Genomic DNA, 18,472 nt, shown 5'->3' on the forward strand with positions numbered 1-18,472 from the left:
GCGAGCTGAAGGGTCACCACTGTGCGCCGATCAGGCGCGGCTCCGGCTCGATGGGAACGCCGAATGTCTCCAGCACCGATGCGGAGATGCGCCGCGCCAGTGCGAGCAGTTCGGCGCCCGTGGCGTCGCCATGGTTGACCAGTACCAGTGCGTGTTGTGGCGCGACACCGGCATCGCCTTCACGGAATCCCTTCCAGCCACAGGCTTCGATCATCCACGCCGCCGAGAGCTTGCGCCGGTCGTCCTGTTCGGCCGGGTACACCGGCAGGCCGGGGAAGTGCTGCAGCAGCACCTCCACCTGTTCCAGTGGCAGCACCGGATTCTTGAAGAAGCTGCCGGCATTGCCCAGCACATCCGGGTCGGGCAGCTTGCGCCGGCGGATCGCGATCACCGCATTGGCCACGTCGGCGGCCACCGGCAGCTCCACGCCCATCGCCTGCATTTCCTCGGCAATGCCCGCATAGCCCAGGCGAAGGTCATGCAGCAGCGGCAGGCGCAGTTCGATCGCGCTGATCAGGTAGCGGTCCGCATCGCGCTTGAAGACGCTGTCGCGGTAGCTGAAGGCACAGGTTTCGGCGTCCAGCCGCACCCATTCGCCGTTCTGGCGGTCCCAGGCTTCCACCGCCTGGATGAACTCATCCACCTGCACGCCGTAGGCGCCGATGTTCTGGATCGGTGCCGCGCCGGCCGTGCCGGGAATCAGTGCCAGGTTCTCCAGCCCCGACAGGCCGTTCTGCAGCGACCACATCACCAGGCCGTGCCAGTCCACGCCCGCGCCGGCACGCACCACGGTGTGGTCGGCGCGGTGTTCCAGTACCTCGATGTTGCGGTTGGCGAACACCAGCACGGTGCCGGGTACGTCATCGGCGATGAGCACGTTGCTGCCGCTGCCCAGCACCAGCAGCGGGTGGCCGGCGACCTGGGGCAGGGCCAGCACGTCGGGTAGCAGGGTGGTGTCGTGCAGTTCCAGCAGCTGTGCTGCGACGGCGTCGACATGGAACGTGTTGAGGGCCTTCAGCGAGGCATTTTCGGTCAGTGACCAGGCAGGCATTGCAGTACTCATAGGGGGGCCACCGCGCCACGGCTCGGTGCTTCCCGGCGCCGGCGGATCGCCTCGACGCAGTAGTGCACCAGGGCCGGGCCGCGGAAGATCAGGCCGCTGTAGCACTGCACCAGGGCAGCGCCGGCTGCCATCTTGGCAACGGCATCGGCACCGGACTGGATGCCACCGACGCCGATCAGCGGCATGGATTCGGGGAGGCGCGCGCGCAGGCGGCGCAGCACCAGGGTGGACTGGCCCAGCAGCGGCGCGCCGGACAGGCCGCCGGCTTCGCTGGCGTGCCGGTCGGCAGCGACCGCGCTGCGGTCGATGGTCGTGTTGGTGGCGATCACCCCGTCCACCTTCAGTTCTCCCAGCACGCGCGCGGCGGCGTCGATGTCGCGGTCGCTCAGGTCCGGGGCGACCTTGACCAGCATCGGAATCCGCTTGCCATGCTGGGCGGCGAGCGCTTCCTGGCTTTCGCGAAGCTGGGATACCAGCTGGCGCAGTGCGGTTTCTTCCTGCAGTTCGCGCAGGCCAGCGGTGTTGGGCGAAGAGATGTTGACGGTGATGTAATCGGCCAGTGGGTACACCTTCTGCAAACAGTGCTGGTAGTCGTCGAACGCCTGCTCGTTGGGGGTGTCCTTGTTCTTGCCGATGTTGATGCCCAGCAGTCCACCGCGGCGTCGGGAACGCTCGACGTTGCGCACCAGCGCATCCACGCCCAGGTTGTTGAAGCCCATGCGGTTGATGATCGCCTGGTGGTCGGGCAGCCGGAACAGGCGCGGCTTCGGGTTGCCTTCCTGCGGTCGCGGGGTGATGGTGCCGATCTCGACGAAACCGAAACCCAGCGCGAACAGCGCGTCGATATGCTCGCCGTTCTTGTCCAGGCCCGCGGCCAGGCCGACCGGGTTGGGGAAGCTCAGCCCGAACACGGTGGTCGGCAGCGGGGCAGGGCGGCGTGCCACCAGCGGCGTGGTGCCGGTACGGTAGGCGAGCTCAAGCGCACTCAGGCCCAGGCCATGGGCGCGTTCGGCGTCCAGCGAGAACAGGAAGGGTCGGGCAAGCGAGTACATGGCGTCCAGTCAGTCCAGCGTGCCGACGAAGGCACGGGTTTGGTATTCAAACGCAATTCTGCCATCGACCGCGTGTGCATCGAACAGCTGCTGCAGCGCTTCCAGCATCGGCGCGTGGCACGGGTGGCCCGGTGGTGGTGCATACGAAGACGACAACAGGCGGCCGCGCAGGCCATCGGCGTCCATGTACTGCGCGTTGGGGAACTGCGCGATGCCGCGCAGGCCCGGGCCGAACCACGCGCGCATGGCCTCGTCGTCCTGGTAGCGCTCGGCGACCTGGGTGTAATCGGTGCCGAACTCCAGCAGCAGCTGCTCATAGCCGACCAGGAACGGCGAGGCGTCGAGCAGGCGCGAGTTCCAGAACACCAGCGCCAGGCCGCCCGGGCGCAGAATGCGCTTCCATTCGGTGCGCACCGCGTCGGTGTCGAACCAGTGGAAGGCCTGCGCCGCGGCAACCAGGCCGACGCTGTCGTCGGCCAGGGTGGTGGCTTCAGCGGTGCCATCCACCAGTTTCAGGCGCAGGTATTCCTTGCCCAACAGTTTCCCGGCCGCCTCGCGCATTGGCGCGTTGGGTTCCACCGCGATCACCGGGTGGCCGCTGGCCAGGAACAGCCGGGTGGAAATGCCGGTGCCGGCGCCGATGTCGGCGACCAGGGTTTCGGTCGGCACGCCCATCTGGCCATGCACCCAACCCAGCAGCGCCGGCGGGTAGTCGGGCCGGTAACGAACGTAGTCCGCCACCCGGTTGCTGAAACGTTCGGTTGCGTCCGATCCGCTCATGGGCACCTCACGATTGCAGGGAAACGAACCAGGCCAACCCGCCGAAGAACAGCACGATGGCCAGCAGCGCAAGCAGGCTGCCGATCACCACTACCCAGCCCATGATCAGGCCCGCCAAGGCCAGGCCGTCGCCTTCCAGTTCCAGTGGGCGGCGGCGGATCTCGGCGCGGGCCATGTGCCCGGTGATGATCGCCACCACGCTGCCCAGGAAGGGAAGGGCGGTCCAGCCGAGGATGCCGGCGATCAGGCTGATCAATGCCATGGCGCTGGTTTGACGCGGCGGGACGCTCATGCGATTCCTGGGAGGTGGGGGGACAAGGGAATGATAGGGCCAGCCGGGGGTTTATCCCATCAGCACCTGGCCGCCATCGACATTCAAGGTGTGGCCGGTGATCCAGCGCGCCATCGGCGAGCACAGGAACAGGGCGGCATCGGCGACTTCCTGCGGCTGCCCGAAGCGGCCGAACGGAATCCTGGCCAGCGTGCCGTGGTACAGCGCGGGGTCCTGCTCGCGCCGACGCGCCCACAGCCCATCCTCGAACTCGATCGAGCCGGGGGCGATGGCGTTCACCCGGATCCGGTCGGGGGCCAGCGCCAGTGCCTGGGAGGTGGTGTAGTGCATCAGCGCCGCCTTGGCCGCGCCGTAGGGGGCTGCGCCGGGACGCGGTTGCTGGGCCGCGATCGAGGCCAGGTTGAGGATGCAGGCGTCGGCCGACTGCTTCAGCCAGGGCAGGGCAAGGCGCGAGGCGCGCACCGCCGCCATCAGGTCCACGCCGAGGCTTGCTTCCCAACCGGCTTCGTCATCGGTCATACCGTAGCCGGTTGCGTTGTTGATCAGCACATCGATGCCGCCGAACGCGTCGGCAGCACTGCCCAGCCAGCGTTCGATATCGTCGACGCGCGAAAGGTCGGCGACCTCGGTGTGCAGCGACAGCCCTTGTGCAGCGGCATCATCGCGCAGTGCGGCCAGGCCCGCTTCGCCGCGGGCACACACCGAAACCTGGGCGCCAGCCGCAGCGAAGGCGAGCGCCATCGCCCGGCCGATGCCCTTGCTGCCACCGGCCACCAGCACGCGGCGGCCGGTGTAATCCAGGCGGGGGCGTTCGACCATCACAGGTCGAACTTGATGCCCTGGGCCAGCGGCAGCGAATCGGAGTAGTTGATGGTGTTGGTCTGGCGGCGCATGTAGACCTTCCATGCGTCCGAACCGGACTCACGACCACCGCCGGTGTCCTTCTCACCACCGAACGCGCCACCGATCTCCGCACCGGACGTGCCGATGTTGACGTTGGCGATGCCGCAGTCCGAACCGGCGGCCGACAGGAAGCGTTCGGCCACCTTCAGGTTCTGGGTGAAGATCGACGAGGACAGGCCCTGCGGCACGCCGTTCTGCATGTCGATGGCTTCATCCAGCGTGCTGTACTTCATCACGTACAGGATCGGTGCGAAGGTTTCGTGCTGTACCACTTCATCGCTGTTCTTCAGCCCGGTCACGATGGCCGGCAGCACGAAGTTGCCGGCGCGGTCGATGCGGGTGCCGCCGGTTTCCACGGTGCCGCCGCTGGCCTTGGCCTTCTCGATGGAGGCCAGGAACTGCTGCACGGCGCCATCACTGTTGAGCGGGCCCATCAGGTTGGCCGGGTCGGTCGGGTCGCCGATCTTGCCTTCGACCTGCTTGTACGCCTTGATCAGCGTGGCCAGCACGGTGTCGTAGACCGATTCGTGCACGATCAGGCGGCGGGTGGTGGTGCAGCGCTGGCCGGCGGTGCCGACTGCGCCGAACACGATGCCGGGGATGGCCAGCTTCTGGTCGGCGGTTTCGTCGAGGATGATCGCGTTGTTGCCGCCCAGTTCCAGCAGGCAGCGGCCAAGCCGGTGTGCGACCTTTTCAGCGACCGTGCGGCCCACCTGGGTCGAACCGGTGAAGCTGATCAGCGGCACGCGCTTGTCGGCCACCATCTTTTCCGACAGCGCGGTGCCAGCGTCGTTGATCAGGAAGAAGATGTCCGGGAAGCCGGCGCCACGCAGCGCGTCGTTGCAGATCTTCATCGAGGCGATCGCGGTCAGCGGGGTCTTGTTGGACGGCTTCCACAGGCACACGTCACCGCAGATCGCGGCCAGGAACGAGTTCCACGCCCACACCGCGACCGGGAAGTTGAACGCACTGATGATGCCGACCAGGCCGAGCGGCTGGTACTGCTCGTACATGCGGTGGCCAGGGCGCTCGGAGTGCATGGTGTAGCCGTACAGCATGCGGCTCTGGCCCACGGCGAAGTCGGCGATGTCGATCATCTCCTGCACTTCGCCGTCGCCTTCCGGCTTGCTCTTGCCCATTTCCAGTGCAACCAGCGAACCCAGCGCATCCTTGTGGGCGCGCAGTGCTTCGCCGCACAGACGCACGGCTTCGCCACGGCGCGGGGCCGGGGTCGTGCGCCATACCTTGAAGGCTTCCTGGGCACGGGCCACGATGGTTTCGTAGTCGGCGTCGGTGGTGGCGTACACCTGGGCGATGGCTTCACCGGTGGTCGGGTTGACCGGGGTGATCACGCCGGCATCGGTGGCCTTGGACCACTCGCCGTTGCCGAGGTAGGTGCCAGCGTTGGTCGCGTCGAGGCCGAGCGCCTTGAGCAGGTCAGAGGACATGCAAACTCCTGTTGCGGATCAAAAAGGGCGCAGCCGCTGGCAGGGTGGGGTGCGGCATGCAGACCCGTGATTCTAACCCGTCACGGTCCGCCGGTACCGACCAACGGTCGGCGGCTACCCCTGGTAGCGCCCGACCGTTGGTCGGGTGGCATTCCCCGCCAACCCGCTAGAATGGGCGTCATTGTTCGCCCCCAGGAATCTGAATGAACGTTACCGTTGCAGAAGGCGTGGTCGTCGGGAACCGTCTCCCGTTCGTGCTGTTTGGCGGCCTGAATGTGCTCGAGGACCTCGACTCGACCCTGCACGCGGCCGCACACTTCACCAAGGTCACGGCCAAGCTGGGCATCCCCTATGTGTTCAAGGCCTCGTTCGACAAGGCCAACCGCTCTTCGATCCACTCCTATCGCGGTGTAGGCCTGGACGAAGGGTTGCGGATCTTCGAGGAAGTGAAGCGCCAGTTCGGCATTCCGGTCATCACCGATGTGCATGAAGTGGCCCAGGCCGCCCCGGTGGCCGAAGTGGTCGATGTGCTGCAGATTCCGGCGTTCCTGGCCCGCCAGACCGACCTGGTGGTGGCCATCGCCCAGACCGGCCGTGCCGTGAACATCAAGAAGCCGCAGTTCCTCAGCCCCACGCAGATCAAGCACATCGTGTCCAAGATCCGCGAAGCGGGCAACGAGAACATCATCCTGTGCGAACGCGGGTCGCAGTTCGGCTACGACAACCTGGTCGTGGACATGCTGGGTTTCCGCGAAATGATCGAATCCACTGGCGGCCTGCCGGCGATTTTCGACGTCACCCACAGCCTGCAGCGCCGCGATGCCGGCAGCGAAGCTTCTGGTGGCCGCCGCCGCCAGGTGGCCGAACTGGCCCGTTCGGGCATGGCGCTGGGCCTGGCCGGCCTGTTCCTGGAAGCGCACCGCGACCCGGACCATGCCCGCTGCGACGGCCCCAGCGCCCTGCCGTTGAGCGCGCTGGAACCGTTCCTGGCCCAGATCAAGGCCGTGGATGAACTGGTCAAGGGCTTTGCGGAGCTCGACATCCGCTGAGCCGGCGGTACCCGCGCGGCGCCATTGGCCTTGGTCCTGTCGCTGAATGTGGGTATCCTTTACTGCTGCCAGCACGCAATGTGCCGGCAGCCAGCGGGCAGGCAACGCGCCTGATCCGCACACGGCCCCGTAGCTCAGCTGGATAGAGCGTCCCCCTCCTAAGGGGAAGGTCGCCCGTTCGAATCGGGCCGGGGTCACCATCATCAGAGCGCGCCAGACACCACCTGCACACTTCTGTCGCCGTGCATTGACGGAAAGAATGTCAGCTTGCGCCGACCATCCTGATGGATCTGCATATGTTGACCCTGGACAGCCGCCTGGAAACTCCGTGGCAGCCTGCAATGCAGGTGCCCGCACCCGAACCGCCGGTGGAAGCGCCGCCCTTGCACGAGCCGCCGGTAACCGAGCCGCCGAGTGAGGCGCCTCCCGAAGGCGATCCCCCGCCGGCCGAGCCACCGTTGGAAGCGCCGGTTCCTGGCAGAGAACGATGACTGCCAGTCGCGCCGCGCATGATGTGCGGCGCTTTTTTTTGCTGATCACGCTGAATGGCGTGACGAGATCGTTGGGCGCGCAGACACGATGCGAAGACGCCGCGTTGCCATCCTGCACACGTGCCTTAACGCTGCTGTTTATCGTCGTCCAAAGGTCACGTCGACTTCATTGCGAATGCGGAAAAGTGGATTCACCCCGACACGGGTCAACACGAATTCTCTTCAGGAGTAGAAATCAGTGAGCACCGAATCCAAGACCGCGCACACCCTCAACGACCTCATCGAGATCGCCCGTGATGGCCAGGACTTCTACACCGAAGCGGCCAAGCAGGTGAAAGATGCCGAGCTGTCCGCGCTGTTCACCCGCATCGCCGGCGTCAAGTCGCAGATCGTCACGTCGCTGAGCAGCACTGTGGCCGCCACCGGCGCAAAGCCGCCCGAACACGGTACCGTGGTGGGCTCCATGCAGCAGTTCTACGGCAAGGTCCGCGCCACCCTGGGCGACACCCAGTACGGTTACGTTGCCGAACTGGAAGAATCCGAAGATCGCCTGCTGAAGGCCTTCAGGGATGCGGCCAATGACAGTGACACGCCGCCGGTCGCGCGCCAGGAGGTCACCCGCCTGCTGCCCGTCGTGGAAGAAACCCACCAGGTCATGCGCGCTCGCAAACACGCCATGAAGCACTAAGCGGCTGCGGCGGTTTCACCCGCCTGCACCTCGCAGCAAGCGCCCCGGCTCCGCCCGGGGCGTTTGCGTATCAGGGGGCCGCGCGATTCCGGACCCCTGCGTACGGGTGTCCGGGATATGGTGCATACTCGATCACAGATATCGTTGGGATTGCTCATGGAACACATGCGTTGGCTCACGCTTCGTCTTGGCAACAACCAGTCCATCGGACCTGTGGTTCTGAAGGAGCTGTGGTCCAACGCGTGCGAGACGAACCAGTCATCGGTCACCCGCGATACCCAGGCCGGGCGCTCGATCGCCTATGCACTGCATGCACCTACCTCGCTCGCGTATCCCAAGCGGGCCGAACTGCGCATGCGCAAGTTGCTTGAAGAAGCCGGCTACACCTTCACCATGGGGTCGCTGGCGGATCGCCCGGCACCGCAGCCGGTGCGTTTCCGCTGAGGTCGCCTGCAGCGTTCATTTCCGGAGCGGCAGCACGCGGCGCATGATGCGCACCTGCACCCCGGTGCGATGCTTTCGCCGCTCCAGCGGCTCCCAGCCGAGCTGGGCATACAGGCCGCCATCGTCACGTTCGGTTTGAAGGAACACTTCGCGCGCGCCATGGCCCTGCGCGATCTCCATCAACGCCGCGATCAGCCCGCTGGCCAGCTCCTTGCCGCGGTGCGCGGGGCACACGTACACGCCACCCAGCCAGTGCAGCCGTTCCGGACGTTCGGTGCGTTCATGGAATTTCAGTTGTGCGGCGGCAATGGGCTGATCGTTGTGCATGGCCATCAACAGCACGGGCAGCTCGTTGTCGTGCAGGAACACCTCCAACCGCTGTTGTTCGTCTTCCAGCGTCGCGCCCGGCATGTGGCAGCCCCAGGTGTCGAAGTACCAGCCGGCAATAACGGGCAACAGGTGGGGGGCCTGGCTGAGTGTAAGAAACGGCATCGGGTATTCCCTGTACGGCGCGACGGTACGTCTCAAGGCAACGCACCCGTTATACCACCCGGGTAACGGGCCTCTGCCGTGACGCGTTGCAGCTTTCCGCAACCGCGCGCAGACTTCAAACACAGACCACGATCTCTCTCACGATGCCTTCACCTGCCTTCAACCTTCGACGCTATGGACACTCATCGGACGTGGACCACCACCCATGGAAGTGGCCTGCACGCCTTGTTCCGCCATGCCTTCGGACTCAGCCCGCAGGTCGCGCCTACACTGCGCCGTGTTTCCATTGCCGGGCATGTAGTCGCTGATGAATCGTTCGATGGGCGTGGGTATCGCCAATGGCGTCGCCGCCGGGGCGCTGTGGGGCGTGGTGTTCCTGGCTCCGGCCGTGCTGAGCCGTTTCAGCGCCGTGCAGCTGTCGGCCGGGCGCTACCTGGTCTATGGGCTCATCGCCGTGGTGCTGCTGGCGCCGCGCTGGCGCGAACTGCGCGAGCGGATCGGCATGGCCGAATGGCGGGGGCTGCTGTGGCTCAGCCTGGCCGGCAACCTGGTGTATTTCGTGCTGCTGGCCCACGCGGTGCAGTGGGCGGGCGGCGCGGCGGCGTCGCTGATCGTCGGGCTGATTCCGGTCGTGGTGACGGTGGCCGGCGTGCGCGAAGAAGGCGCGGTGCCGCTGCGCCAGCTCGCGCCGGCGTTGGCCCTCTGCCTGCTCGGGGTAGCGCTGGTCGGGCATGAGGCGCTGCAGTCCGAGCATGCGCAGGGCTCGGCCAATCAACGGCTGCTGGGCCTGCTGTGCGCGTTCGGTGCGCTGTTCTCGTGGGCGCTGTACTCGATCGGCAACAGCCGCTGGCTGGCGCGGCGGCCGGACCTTTCCGGGCACGATTGGTCGCTGCTGACCGGCGTGGCTACCGGTGCGCTGGCGCTGCTGCTGGTGCCCAGCGCGTTCGTGGTCTCCGGCCCCTCGCATGCCGTGGTCGACTGGATGTGGTTCTGGGTCATCAGTGCGGGCGTGGCGGTGGTGGCATCGGTGCTCGGTAACGCCTGCTGGAACCGGGCCAGCCGCAACCTGCCGCTGACCCTGACCGGGCAGATGATCGTGTTCGAGACACTGTTCGCATTGCTGTACGGATTCGGCTGGCAGCGCCGCTGGCCGACCCTGATGGAATCGCTGGCGATCGTCTGCCTGGTGTCCGGCGTGCTGTTGTGCGCGCATGCGCACCGCCCCCCGAGGGCGGTGGCCGAGCACGCGGGCTGATTGCGTTGCATGGCGAGGATGGTCACATTCGCAACTTGTTTGCCGACGATGCCTGCCGATTGCTGCGTTCGGGTTTTTGCGCTGCAACACTTGACAAGCAGCATGCCGGCGTAGTTTTCTTGGTTCATGGTCCTTGCCGCCGCCACCGCCCCGTTGCTCACCACCGCCCTCATCGGCGGCATGTGCAGCGTTGCCCGGGCCCGCGGTACCACCACCATTACTACCGTCACCACTCGCCTGGTGCGGCCCGTCGTCTTCGCGTAATTTCCGAAAACAACGGCCCCGCACCAGATCAGGTTGCGGGGGATCTCCTTCAGCCTGAATGACGCGGGGCCTCGAATCGAGGTCAGCATGTCTTCTGTCGCCGCTTCACCCGATGCCGCCGCATCGCCTGCATCCTCCTCGCCGCTGCGTGCGGCAACCTCGACGGTCGTGCACAAGTTCGGCGGCACTTCCGTGGCCGACGCTGACCGCTACCGCCATGTGGCCCAGTTGCTGCTGGCCCGCGACGAGGCGGTGCAGGTCACGGTGGTGTCAGCCATGAAGGGCGTGACCGACGCGCTGATCGCCGTGGCCGGTGCCGCTGCCGACAACGCCCCGCAGTGGCGCGACGACTGGCACGCGCTGCGCGCGCGCCATCGCGGTGCTGCGGTGGCCCTGTTGGGCGAGCACGCGGGCGATACGCTGGAATGGCTGGATGCGCGTTTCGATCACCTGGCTGAAGTCCTGGGTGCCTTGGCGGTGATCGGCGAACTGCCGGGTGAGGTGCTCGACCGCGTGCAGGGGCTGGGGGAGGTGTATTCCGCGCAGCTGCTGGGCCTCTACCTGCGCAGCATCGGCGAAGACTGTGCGGTCCTGGATGCGCGCGAGGTGTTGGTGGTGGACCGTGGCGAGCTGGGCGTGGACGTGGACTGGGTGCAGAGCGCGCAGCGCCTGGCGGTGTGGCGGGAAGCGCATGCGGCTGCGCGCGTGGTGGCCACCGGATTCGTCGCGCGCGATCGCCGCGACCGGGTGACCACGCTGGGACGCAACGGCAGCGACTATTCCGGTGCGATTTTCGCAGCGCTGTTCAACGCCGACGAACTGCACATCTGGACCGACGTGGACGGGGTGCTCTCGGCCGATCCGCGGGTGGTGCCAGAAGCCGTGCAGCTGGAAGCGCTCAGCTACGACGAAGCCTGCGAACTGGCGTATTTCGGTGCCAAAGTGGTGCACCCGCAGACGATGTCGCCGGCCATCGAACGCGGCCTGCCGATCATCATCCGCAACACCTTCCACCCCGATCACCCCGGTACCCGGATCACCGCCGAACGCACCGCGTCCGGCCCGATCAAGGGCCTGACCCTGAGCGCGGAACTGGCGCTGCTCAACCTGGAGGGCACCGGCCTGATCGGCGTACCGGGCACCGCAGAGCGCGTGTTCGCCGCGCTGCGCAACGCGCACGTGTCGGTCGTGATGATCTCGCAGGGGTCGTCGGAACATTCGATCTGCTGCGTGGTGCGCCAGGCCGAAGCGCAACGTGCGCGCGATGCCCTGCTGCAGGCGTTCGCGCACGAACTCGGCCTGGGCCAGGTGCAGCGCGTGCAGCTCACCGACAACGTCAGCGTACTGGCGGCGGTGGGTGATGGCATGGCTGGCCAACCGGGCGTGGCCGCTCGCCTGTTCGAATCACTGGGGCGCGCGCAGGTCAACATCCTGGCCATCGCGCAGGGCTCTTCCGAACGCAACATCTCGGTGGCGGTGGACAGCCGTCACGCAACCAAGGCCCTGCGTGCGGCGCACGCCGGGTTCTGGCTGTCGCCGCAGACCTTCTCGGTGGGTGTGATCGGCCCGGGCAATGTCGGCGCTGCGCTGCTGGACCAGTTGCTGGCCGCGCAGCCGACGCTGCTGACGCGGGCCAACGTGGACCTGCGGGTGCGCGCGGTGGCCTCGCGCAACCGCATGCATCTGGATGCACGAGGCGTGCAGGGCGACTGGCGCGCTGCACTTGCCGGGCAGGCGCAGGCGACCGACCTGGAGCAGTTCACCGAGCACCTTCTGTCGGCGCATCTTCCGCATGCATTGATCATCGATTGCAGCGGCAGCGCCGAGGTGGCCGACCGCTATGCCGGCTGGCTGCAGGCCGGCATCCACGTAGTCACGCCCAACAAGCAGGCCGGTGCCGGCCCGCTGCCGCGCTACCACGCCATCCGCGAGGCGGCGGCCGCCACCGGCGCGCGGTTCCGCTACGAGGCGACCGTGGGTGCAGGACTGCCGGTGATCACCACGCTGCGCGACCTGGTCGATACCGGCGATGAAGTGCTGGCCGTCGATGGCATCTTCTCCGGCACGCTGGCCTGGCTGTTCAACACGTACGACGGCCAGGTGCCGTTCTCCGAGCTGGTCGCCCAGGCGCGCGGCATGGGCTACACCGAACCGGACCCACGCGACGATCTTTCCGGCGTGGATGTCGCGCGCAAACTGGTCATCCTGGCGCGCGAAGCCGGCCGCGAGCTCAGCCTGGAACAGGTCAGCGTGGAAAGCCTGGTGCCCGAGGCACTGCGCCAGGCCAGCGTGGACGACTTCATGGGCGGGCTGGCATCGGTCGATGGCGAGTTTGCCGAACGGCTGCAGCAGGCCCGGGCGCGGGGCGCAGTGCTGCGTTACGTGGCGCGGTTGTCCGCTGATGCGGCGCAGGTCGGCCTGGTGGAGCTGCCGGCCGATCATGCGTTCGCCAACCTGCGCCTGACCGACAACGTGGTGCAGTTCACCACGCGCCGCTATTGCGACAACCCGCTGGTGGTGCAGGGTCCGGGGGCGGGTCCGGAAGTGACTGCCGCGGGCGTGTTCGCCGATGTCCTGCGGGTGGCTGCCGGCGAAGGAGCGCGTCTGTGAGCATGGCGGGCGAAGTACGGGAAGCGCGTGCGTTTTCACCGGCATCGGTGGGCAATGTCGCGGTGGGATTCGACATTCTTGGCCATGTCATTGCGGGCGTCGGTGATACCGTGACCGTGCGCCGCACCGAGGCGCCGGGTGTGCGGATCATCGCCATCCGCGGCACCGTCGTCGACCTGCCGCTGGCGGCCGCCGAGAACACCGCAGGCGCCGCGTTGCTGGCGATGATCGACGTGCTGGCGTTGCCGTTCGGGTTCGAACTGGAAATCGACAAGGGCATCGCACTGGGCTCGGGCATGGGCGGTTCGGCGGCCTCGTGCGTGGCCGCGCTGGTGGCGGCCAATGCGCTGCTGGACACGCCCCTGCCGCGCGAGGCGCTGTATCCGTTCGCGTTGACCGGTGAAGCCGTCGCCAGTGGCGGCCGGCACGGCGACAACCTGGGGCCGATGCTGCTGGGCGGACTGGTGCTCAGCACGATGGATCGGCTGGTGAGCATCCCGGTGCCGGCGGGCTGGTACAGCCTGCTGGTGCATCCGGACGCGGTGCTGGAAACGCGCCGCGCACGCGCGGCGCTGCAGGGCAGCTACACCCTGCCGGAATTCGTCACGCAAAGCGCGAATCTGGCGCTGGTGCTGAGCGGCTGCTTCCGCAGTGATGCCGGGCTGGTGCGCGCCGGCCTGCGCGACGTGCTGGTGGAACCGCGCCGTGCCGGCCTCATCGAGGGGTTCGCCGCCGCCCGCGACGCCGCGCTGGCCGCAGGTGCACTGGGCGCCAGCATCTCCGGGGCCGGTCCCAGCGTGTTCGCGTGGTTTGACAGCCAGGCGGCGGCACAGGCCGCACAGCGCGCCGTGCAGGCAGCCTTTGCCGAGGCGGGCTTCGACAGCCAGGGCTGGGTATCACTGTTGAACGCGCCGGGGGCGCAGCTGCTGTGAGCGCGGTTTCTTCTCTTCTGCCAGGATCTGCCATGCATTTCGTTTCGACCCGCCATGCCGCACCGGCTGCAACCCTCAGTGCCGCCATCGCCGCCGGCCTGGCCCCCGATGGCGGGCTGTATGTTCCGCAGCAGCGACCGCAGCTGCGGCGCTGGCAGGCGCAGGGCACCCTGGCGCGCAACGCCGAAGCGGTGCTTGCACCGTTCGTCGCCGGCGACGCGCTCGCCCCGCACCTGGCCGCATTGTGCGAGGAAGCGTTCAACTTCCCCGCGCCGCTGCGTGCGCTCGCCACCCCCGGCGACCACGTGCTTGAGCTGTTCCATGGGCCCACCGCAGCGTTCAAGGATTTCGGGGCGCGCTTCCTGGCCGCCAGTCTCGCCCGGCTCCCGCGTGATCGTGCCCGGCCGTTGACGATCGTGGTGGCCACCTCGGGCGATACCGGCGCGGCCGTCGCCGCGGCCTTCCATCGCCAGCCTGGCATCCGCGTGGTGGTGCTGTATCCGGATGGTCGCGTGTCGCCGCGCCAGGCGCACCAGCTGGGATGCTTTGGCGACAACATCCATGCGCTGCGCGTGGCCGGTTCGTTCGATGACTGCCAGGCGATGGTGAAGCAGGCGCTGGGCGACCGCGAGTTGCAGGCGCAGGTGCCGTTGAGTTCGGCCAACAGCATCAGCCTGGGGCGCTGGCTGCCGCAGATGAGCTATTACGCCGATGCTGCGCTGACCCATCATGAGGCGACGGGTGAGGTACTGAACCTGGTGGTGCCCACCGGCAACCTGGGCAACGCGATGGCAGCGGTGCTCGCGCGTGCGATGGGCCTGCCACTGGGGCAGGTCGCCTTGGCCACCAATGCCAATGACGTGCTGCCGCGCTTCTTCCACGGCGGTGCGTACCGGCCGCAGCACAGCGTGGCGACACTGGCCAACGCGATGGACGTGGGTGCGCCCAGTAATTTCGAGCGGCTGCGCTGGCTGTATTCGGAGGACGACGATGCGCTGCGCACGTCGTTCCGCGTCGAAGCAGTGGAGGATGCGGTGATCCGGGAACTGATCGCGCGACGCCACGCCGCCGCAGGCGAGGTGTTCTGCCCGCACACCGCCACCGCAGCGAAACTACTCGAACAGCTGCGCGCTGAAGGCGTGCAGGGCGATTGGGCGGTGGCCGCCACCGCGCACCCGGCCAAATTCGAATCGGTGGTGGAACCGCTGATCGGCCGCCCCATCGAGGTGCCGCCAGCACTGGCGGCGCTGCTGGAACGCCCCCCACATGCCGAACCGTGCCCGCCGCATTACGCGGCGCTGCGCGAATTCCTGCTTTCCTGATGTATCAAGATCCCAACCCGGGACGTAGAAATTCGTAGGGTCGACCCATGGTCGACCACCGCGCAACGCGCGGCACAAGCCTCCGAAACCGGATCATTTCCGTTGGCTCATGCCCGACCGGGGTTAAAAACAACCGAAGCCGCCCCTCAGCCCCCGCAGAGCACCTGCAACCCAGCCTCGTCCAGAATCTCAACAGTATTCAGATGGGGCAGGGCGACCAGGCCCTGTTGCCGCAGCTTGGTGAACGTACGGCTCACCGTTTCCATGGTCAGGCCAAGGTGGTCGGCGATGTCGCTGCGCCCCATCGGCAGGGTCACCCGCAGGCCATTGCCGCCCAGCCGCGCTTCGCGCGCGGCCAGCCGCAGCAGGAAATCGGCCAGCTTCTCGGCCGGCTGCAGGCGGCCCAGCGCCAGCGCGGCATCGGTCGCCTCGTCCAGCGCCTGGCAGGCGCGCTGCAGCAGCTTGCGCTCCAGGTGCGGGTAGCGCGCGCGCAGGTCCTTCATCGGGGCCAGACCCACGCGGCAGACGCGGCTGTCGGCGATGGCCTCGATGTCATGGCGGTGGTGGTCGCTGCCGGTCAGGCCGAGATAATCGCCGGGCAGCACGAACCCGCTGATCTGGCGGCGTCCGTCGGCCAGGGTGCGGACCAGCCGCAAGGCGCCCGAGGTCAAGGTATAGACATGTTGGCGCGCCTCGCCGGCGCGGGCCAGGGTGGCCCCCAGCAGCAGCGGCTGCGACACCGTGACCCGTTCCAGCGCCTGGACTTCGTCGGGCGACAGTGCCGAACACACGGCCAGGTGCCGTACCGAGCAGTGCAGGCAGTCGCGCAGCGGCGGGTAGCCCGGTGCGGGATCGTCTACAGCGGCAACGGCGGTTCCGGAGTGGGGCCGGGTCATGTCAAACCAGGAAACGGGGGCCTGCCTATGATACGTCATGCGCCGGTTGACCCGGTTGACCCGGTTCGAGAGGGTCGATGGCGGCCGCGCGGCCTGGCTGCGGCTAGAATATGCAGCTCGCTCTTCCCACGTTCCCCCGCAGGAGTCCCGCAAGTGATCAAGCCCCGTACGCCGCCCGGCATCATGGAATTGCTGCCGCGCGAGCAGATCGCGTTCCAGCGCATGCTGGACGTCATCCGCCGCAATTACGAGCGGTTCGGGTTCCTGCCGGTGGAAACCCCGGTGTTCGAGCTGTCGGATGTGCTGCTGACCAAGTCCGGTGGCGAGACCGAGCGCCAGGTATATTTCGTGCAGTCCACCGGCGCGCTGGCCAATGCCGCCGAGGCCGGCGACAAGGGCCTGCCGGAGCTGGCCCTGCGTTTCGACCTGACCGTGCCGCTGGCGCGTTACGTAGCCGAGCACGAGCACGACCTGACCTTCCCGTTCCGTCGTTACCAGATGCAGCGCGTGTACCGTGGCGAGCGCGCCCAGCGTGGCCGTTTCCGCGAGTTCTACCAGTGCGATATCGACGTGATCGGCAAGGACAGCCTGAGCACCCGTTATGACGCCGAAGTGCTGGCGGTCATCCACGCGGTGTTCGCCGAGCTGCGCATCGGTGATTTCTCGGTGCAGTTGAACAACCGCAAGCTGATGCGCGGCTTCTTCGAAAGCCTGGGCGTGGCCGACGGCGAGCGCCAGATGGCGGTGCTGCGCGAAGTCGACAAGCTCGACAAGCGCGGCCCGGATTACGTGCGCGAGACGTTGACCGGTGAAGGCTTCGCGATTCCGGCCGAGCAGGTGGACCGGATCCTGGCGTTCGTGGCGGTGCGCTCGAGCAACCATGCCGATGCGCTGGCCCAGCTGGATGCACTGGTTACCGATGGCGGCGCCAGCGAGACGCTGAAGTTGGGTGTGGCTGAGCTGCGCGAGGTGCTGCAGCTGGTCAAGGCGCTGGGCGTGCCGGAAACGGCGTACTGCCTGAACTTCTCGATTGCACGCGGCCTGGATTACTACACCGGCACGGTGTACGAGACCACGCTGACCGACCACCCGCAGATCGGTTCTATCTGTTCGGGCGGCCGTTACGAAGACCTGGCCAGCCACTACAGCAAGTCCAAGCTGCCGGGCGTGGGCATCTCCATCGGCCTCACGCGCCTGTTCTGGCAGCTGCGCGAAGCCGGGCTGATCGCCGGCATCGACGACAGCAGCGTGCATGCACTGGTGGCGTTGATGGACGACAGCGGCCTGGCAGATTCGCTGGATATCGCCCGTCGCCTGCGCGTGGGTGGCATCAATGCGGAAGTGCAGATGGAGCCGAAGAAGATCGGCAAGCAGTTCCAGTACGCGGCCAAGGCAGGCATCCGTTTCGTGGTGCTGGCCGGTGAGGACGAGCTGGCGCGTGGCGTGGTGGCGGTGAAGGACCTGCTGCGCGAGCAGCAGTTCGAAGTCGCCCGCGATGAGCTGGCCAGCGCCCTGCAGGTAGAGCTGGAGCAGGCCCGCGCCATGGCGTAAGGGGTAGGGCCTGTTGAGTCACTCGACAACGGCACCTTCGGGTGCCGTTGTCGTTTCCGTGTCGCAAGACCGGTAGCGCCGGCCGCTGGCCGGCCTTGGGAACGGGTGGTCGTTTGTGATACCTCAACGTCAACGGCGAACAGCCCGCGTCTGATTGCTACGTGCAGGGGCGGCCGCCGGGTAGCCCCGCTCCGAGGCACGCCGTGAACCCGTCCATGGGGGCTGCTAGAAAACATCCATGTTTTCTAGCGTCTCTCCGGGGGCTACCCGACGGCCGCCCCCGTACGTTGTCGCGATGCGGCTGGAAGAGCGGCCGGGCAGTGCCCGGCTCTACCGCGTTTGTCTTGGCCACCGGCCATCTGTCAGAGGATCGCCCGGGGTCGGTTTGCGGGGGAATCGGCGCCATGGATGGCGACCGCTTAGCCCCCATGGATGGGTTTACGGCGACCCCGCAAACCGGCACCGGGCGACCCAAACCAGGGATCGCTAGACCCAAGGGCTGTTCGCCTAAATCCAACAGCAGCGCGGCCGAGCCCGGCTCTCCCGGATCGCGACGGCTTGGCATGGCCTCACTTGTGCGCTAATGTAATAGCACGCTATTACATTGATACGATGAAAATTCGCCCTGTCCCCCGTGAGAAAGACCCCCAGGCCGACCTGGGCAGCCTGGCTGGCGCCTTTGCCGGCCTGTCCAGCGCCGAGCAGGTCACCGCGTTCCTGCGCGACCTGTGTACCCCGGCCGAGCTGGAGGCACTGTCGGACCGCTGGAAGGTGGTGCCGCTGCTCAAGCAGGGCGTGCCGTATCGCGAAATCCACGAATTGACCGGTGTCAGCGTGACCACCACCGGGCGCGTGGCGCGCTCGCTGGACCATGGCCACGGCGGCTATGCCGCCGCCATTGCCGCGACCGCCACGCCTGCACCCCCTGAATCCGAGTAGA

Annotated in this window: 17 protein-coding genes and 1 tRNA gene; 10 read left to right on the plus strand and 8 right to left on the minus strand. The window is 67.2% G+C overall.

Annotation, left to right across the window (positions count from 1 at the left end):
* Positions 1-13: 13 nt before the first annotated feature.
* Genes murB through J7J08_RS11725 form a run of 6 tightly spaced genes read right to left on the minus strand, consistent with a single transcriptional unit; the run spans position 14 to position 5,538 of the window.
* Positions 14-1,063, minus strand: coding sequence for a UDP-N-acetylmuramate dehydrogenase (gene murB, locus J7J08_RS11700; protein ID WP_214905580.1), 1,050 nt, complete (start codon positions 1,061-1,063; stop codon positions 14-16).
* Entirely contained in the window at positions 1,060-2,115 is a 1,056-nt protein-coding gene (locus J7J08_RS11705) for a quinone-dependent dihydroorotate dehydrogenase (RefSeq protein ID WP_214905583.1), read from the minus strand. The genes murB and J7J08_RS11705 overlap by 4 nt, the downstream gene beginning before the upstream one ends.
* A gap of 9 nt (positions 2,116-2,124) precedes the next feature.
* On the minus strand, positions 2,125-2,895 hold the full coding sequence (locus tag J7J08_RS11710) for a class I SAM-dependent methyltransferase (protein WP_214905586.1): 771 nt from the start codon (positions 2,893-2,895) through the stop codon (positions 2,125-2,127).
* A 7-nt stretch (positions 2,896-2,902) separates the two neighbouring features.
* The gene (locus tag J7J08_RS11715; RefSeq protein WP_214905589.1) at positions 2,903-3,187 is read right to left on the minus strand and encodes a DUF4190 domain-containing protein; all 285 of its coding nucleotides are present in this window, start codon (positions 3,185-3,187) and stop codon (positions 2,903-2,905) included.
* A 51-nt stretch (positions 3,188-3,238) separates the two neighbouring features.
* The gene (locus J7J08_RS11720; RefSeq protein ID WP_214905592.1) at positions 3,239-4,006 is read right to left on the minus strand and encodes an SDR family oxidoreductase; all 768 of its coding nucleotides are present in this window, start codon (positions 4,004-4,006) and stop codon (positions 3,239-3,241) included.
* Positions 4,006-5,538 carry an aldehyde dehydrogenase family protein gene (locus J7J08_RS11725; RefSeq protein ID WP_214905595.1) on the minus strand — a complete coding sequence of 511 codons (1,533 nt, stop codon included), beginning with the start codon at positions 5,536-5,538 and terminating at the stop codon, positions 4,006-4,008. Before J7J08_RS11725 ends, J7J08_RS11720 begins: the two co-directional genes overlap by 1 nt.
* Before the next feature lie 203 nt (positions 5,539-5,741).
* Here J7J08_RS11725 and kdsA point away from each other — a divergent pair, with 203 nt between their 5' ends.
* The 4 genes from kdsA (at position 5,742) to J7J08_RS11745 (ending at position 8,210) form a co-directional block, all read left to right on the plus strand.
* Entirely contained in the window at positions 5,742-6,587 is an 846-nt protein-coding gene (gene kdsA, locus J7J08_RS11730; protein WP_214905598.1) for a 3-deoxy-8-phosphooctulonate synthase, read from the plus strand.
* Between the two features lie 123 nt (positions 6,588-6,710).
* Positions 6,711-6,787 (plus strand) — tRNA-Arg (locus J7J08_RS11735).
* Between the two features lie 529 nt (positions 6,788-7,316).
* Positions 7,317-7,766: a PA2169 family four-helix-bundle protein gene (locus tag J7J08_RS11740; RefSeq protein ID WP_214905601.1), complete on the plus strand. Its 450-nt coding sequence runs from the start codon at positions 7,317-7,319 to the stop codon at positions 7,764-7,766.
* Between the two features lie 156 nt (positions 7,767-7,922).
* The gene (locus J7J08_RS11745) at positions 7,923-8,210 is read left to right on the plus strand and encodes a hypothetical protein (RefSeq protein WP_214905604.1); all 288 of its coding nucleotides are present in this window, start codon (positions 7,923-7,925) and stop codon (positions 8,208-8,210) included.
* 15 nt (positions 8,211-8,225) lie between these two features.
* On the opposite strand, the gene J7J08_RS11750 is transcribed toward J7J08_RS11745, so the two are convergent.
* A complete protein-coding gene (locus tag J7J08_RS11750; RefSeq protein ID WP_214905608.1) occupies positions 8,226-8,702 on the minus strand; it encodes a GNAT family N-acetyltransferase in 477 nt (158 codons plus the stop codon).
* Between the two features lie 307 nt (positions 8,703-9,009).
* On the opposite strand from J7J08_RS11750, the gene J7J08_RS11755 reads away from it, so the two are divergent.
* From J7J08_RS11755 to thrC, 4 genes are all read left to right on the plus strand, one after another.
* The gene (locus J7J08_RS11755; RefSeq protein WP_214905611.1) at positions 9,010-9,957 is read left to right on the plus strand and encodes a DMT family transporter; all 948 of its coding nucleotides are present in this window, start codon (positions 9,010-9,012) and stop codon (positions 9,955-9,957) included.
* Between the two features lie 351 nt (positions 9,958-10,308).
* Positions 10,309-12,831: a bifunctional aspartate kinase/homoserine dehydrogenase I gene (gene thrA / locus J7J08_RS11760; protein WP_214905614.1), complete on the plus strand. Its 2,523-nt coding sequence runs from the start codon at positions 10,309-10,311 to the stop codon at positions 12,829-12,831.
* 2 nt (positions 12,832-12,833) lie between these two features.
* Positions 12,834-13,763, plus strand: a complete 930-nt coding sequence (locus J7J08_RS11765; RefSeq protein WP_214905617.1) for a homoserine kinase — start codon at positions 12,834-12,836, stop codon at positions 13,761-13,763.
* 32 nt (positions 13,764-13,795) lie between these two features.
* Positions 13,796-15,085, plus strand: a complete 1,290-nt coding sequence (gene thrC / locus J7J08_RS11770; protein WP_214905620.1) for a threonine synthase — start codon at positions 13,796-13,798, stop codon at positions 15,083-15,085.
* Between the two features lie 146 nt (positions 15,086-15,231).
* Here thrC and J7J08_RS11775 read toward each other — a convergent pair whose 3' ends face one another.
* Complete coding sequence (locus J7J08_RS11775) at positions 15,232-15,981, minus strand: helix-turn-helix domain-containing protein (RefSeq protein WP_214905622.1); 750 nt, start codon at positions 15,979-15,981, stop codon at positions 15,232-15,234.
* A 153-nt stretch (positions 15,982-16,134) separates the two neighbouring features.
* On the opposite strand from J7J08_RS11775, the gene hisS reads away from it, so the two are divergent.
* Both hisS and J7J08_RS11785 read left to right on the plus strand, forming a co-directional pair.
* The gene (hisS, locus tag J7J08_RS11780; RefSeq protein ID WP_214905625.1) at positions 16,135-17,532 is read left to right on the plus strand and encodes a histidine--tRNA ligase; all 1,398 of its coding nucleotides are present in this window, start codon (positions 16,135-16,137) and stop codon (positions 17,530-17,532) included.
* Between the two features lie 612 nt (positions 17,533-18,144).
* Positions 18,145-18,471 (plus strand): YerC/YecD family TrpR-related protein, encoded by a 327-nt coding sequence (locus J7J08_RS11785; RefSeq protein WP_214905628.1) that lies wholly within the window; start codon positions 18,145-18,147, stop codon positions 18,469-18,471.
* Position 18,472: the final 1 nt, after the last annotated feature.

Origin of the sequence: Stenotrophomonas sp. ISL-67 (assembly GCF_018612915.1) — a bacterium.
Taxonomy (GTDB): domain Bacteria; phylum Pseudomonadota; class Gammaproteobacteria; order Xanthomonadales; family Xanthomonadaceae; genus Stenotrophomonas.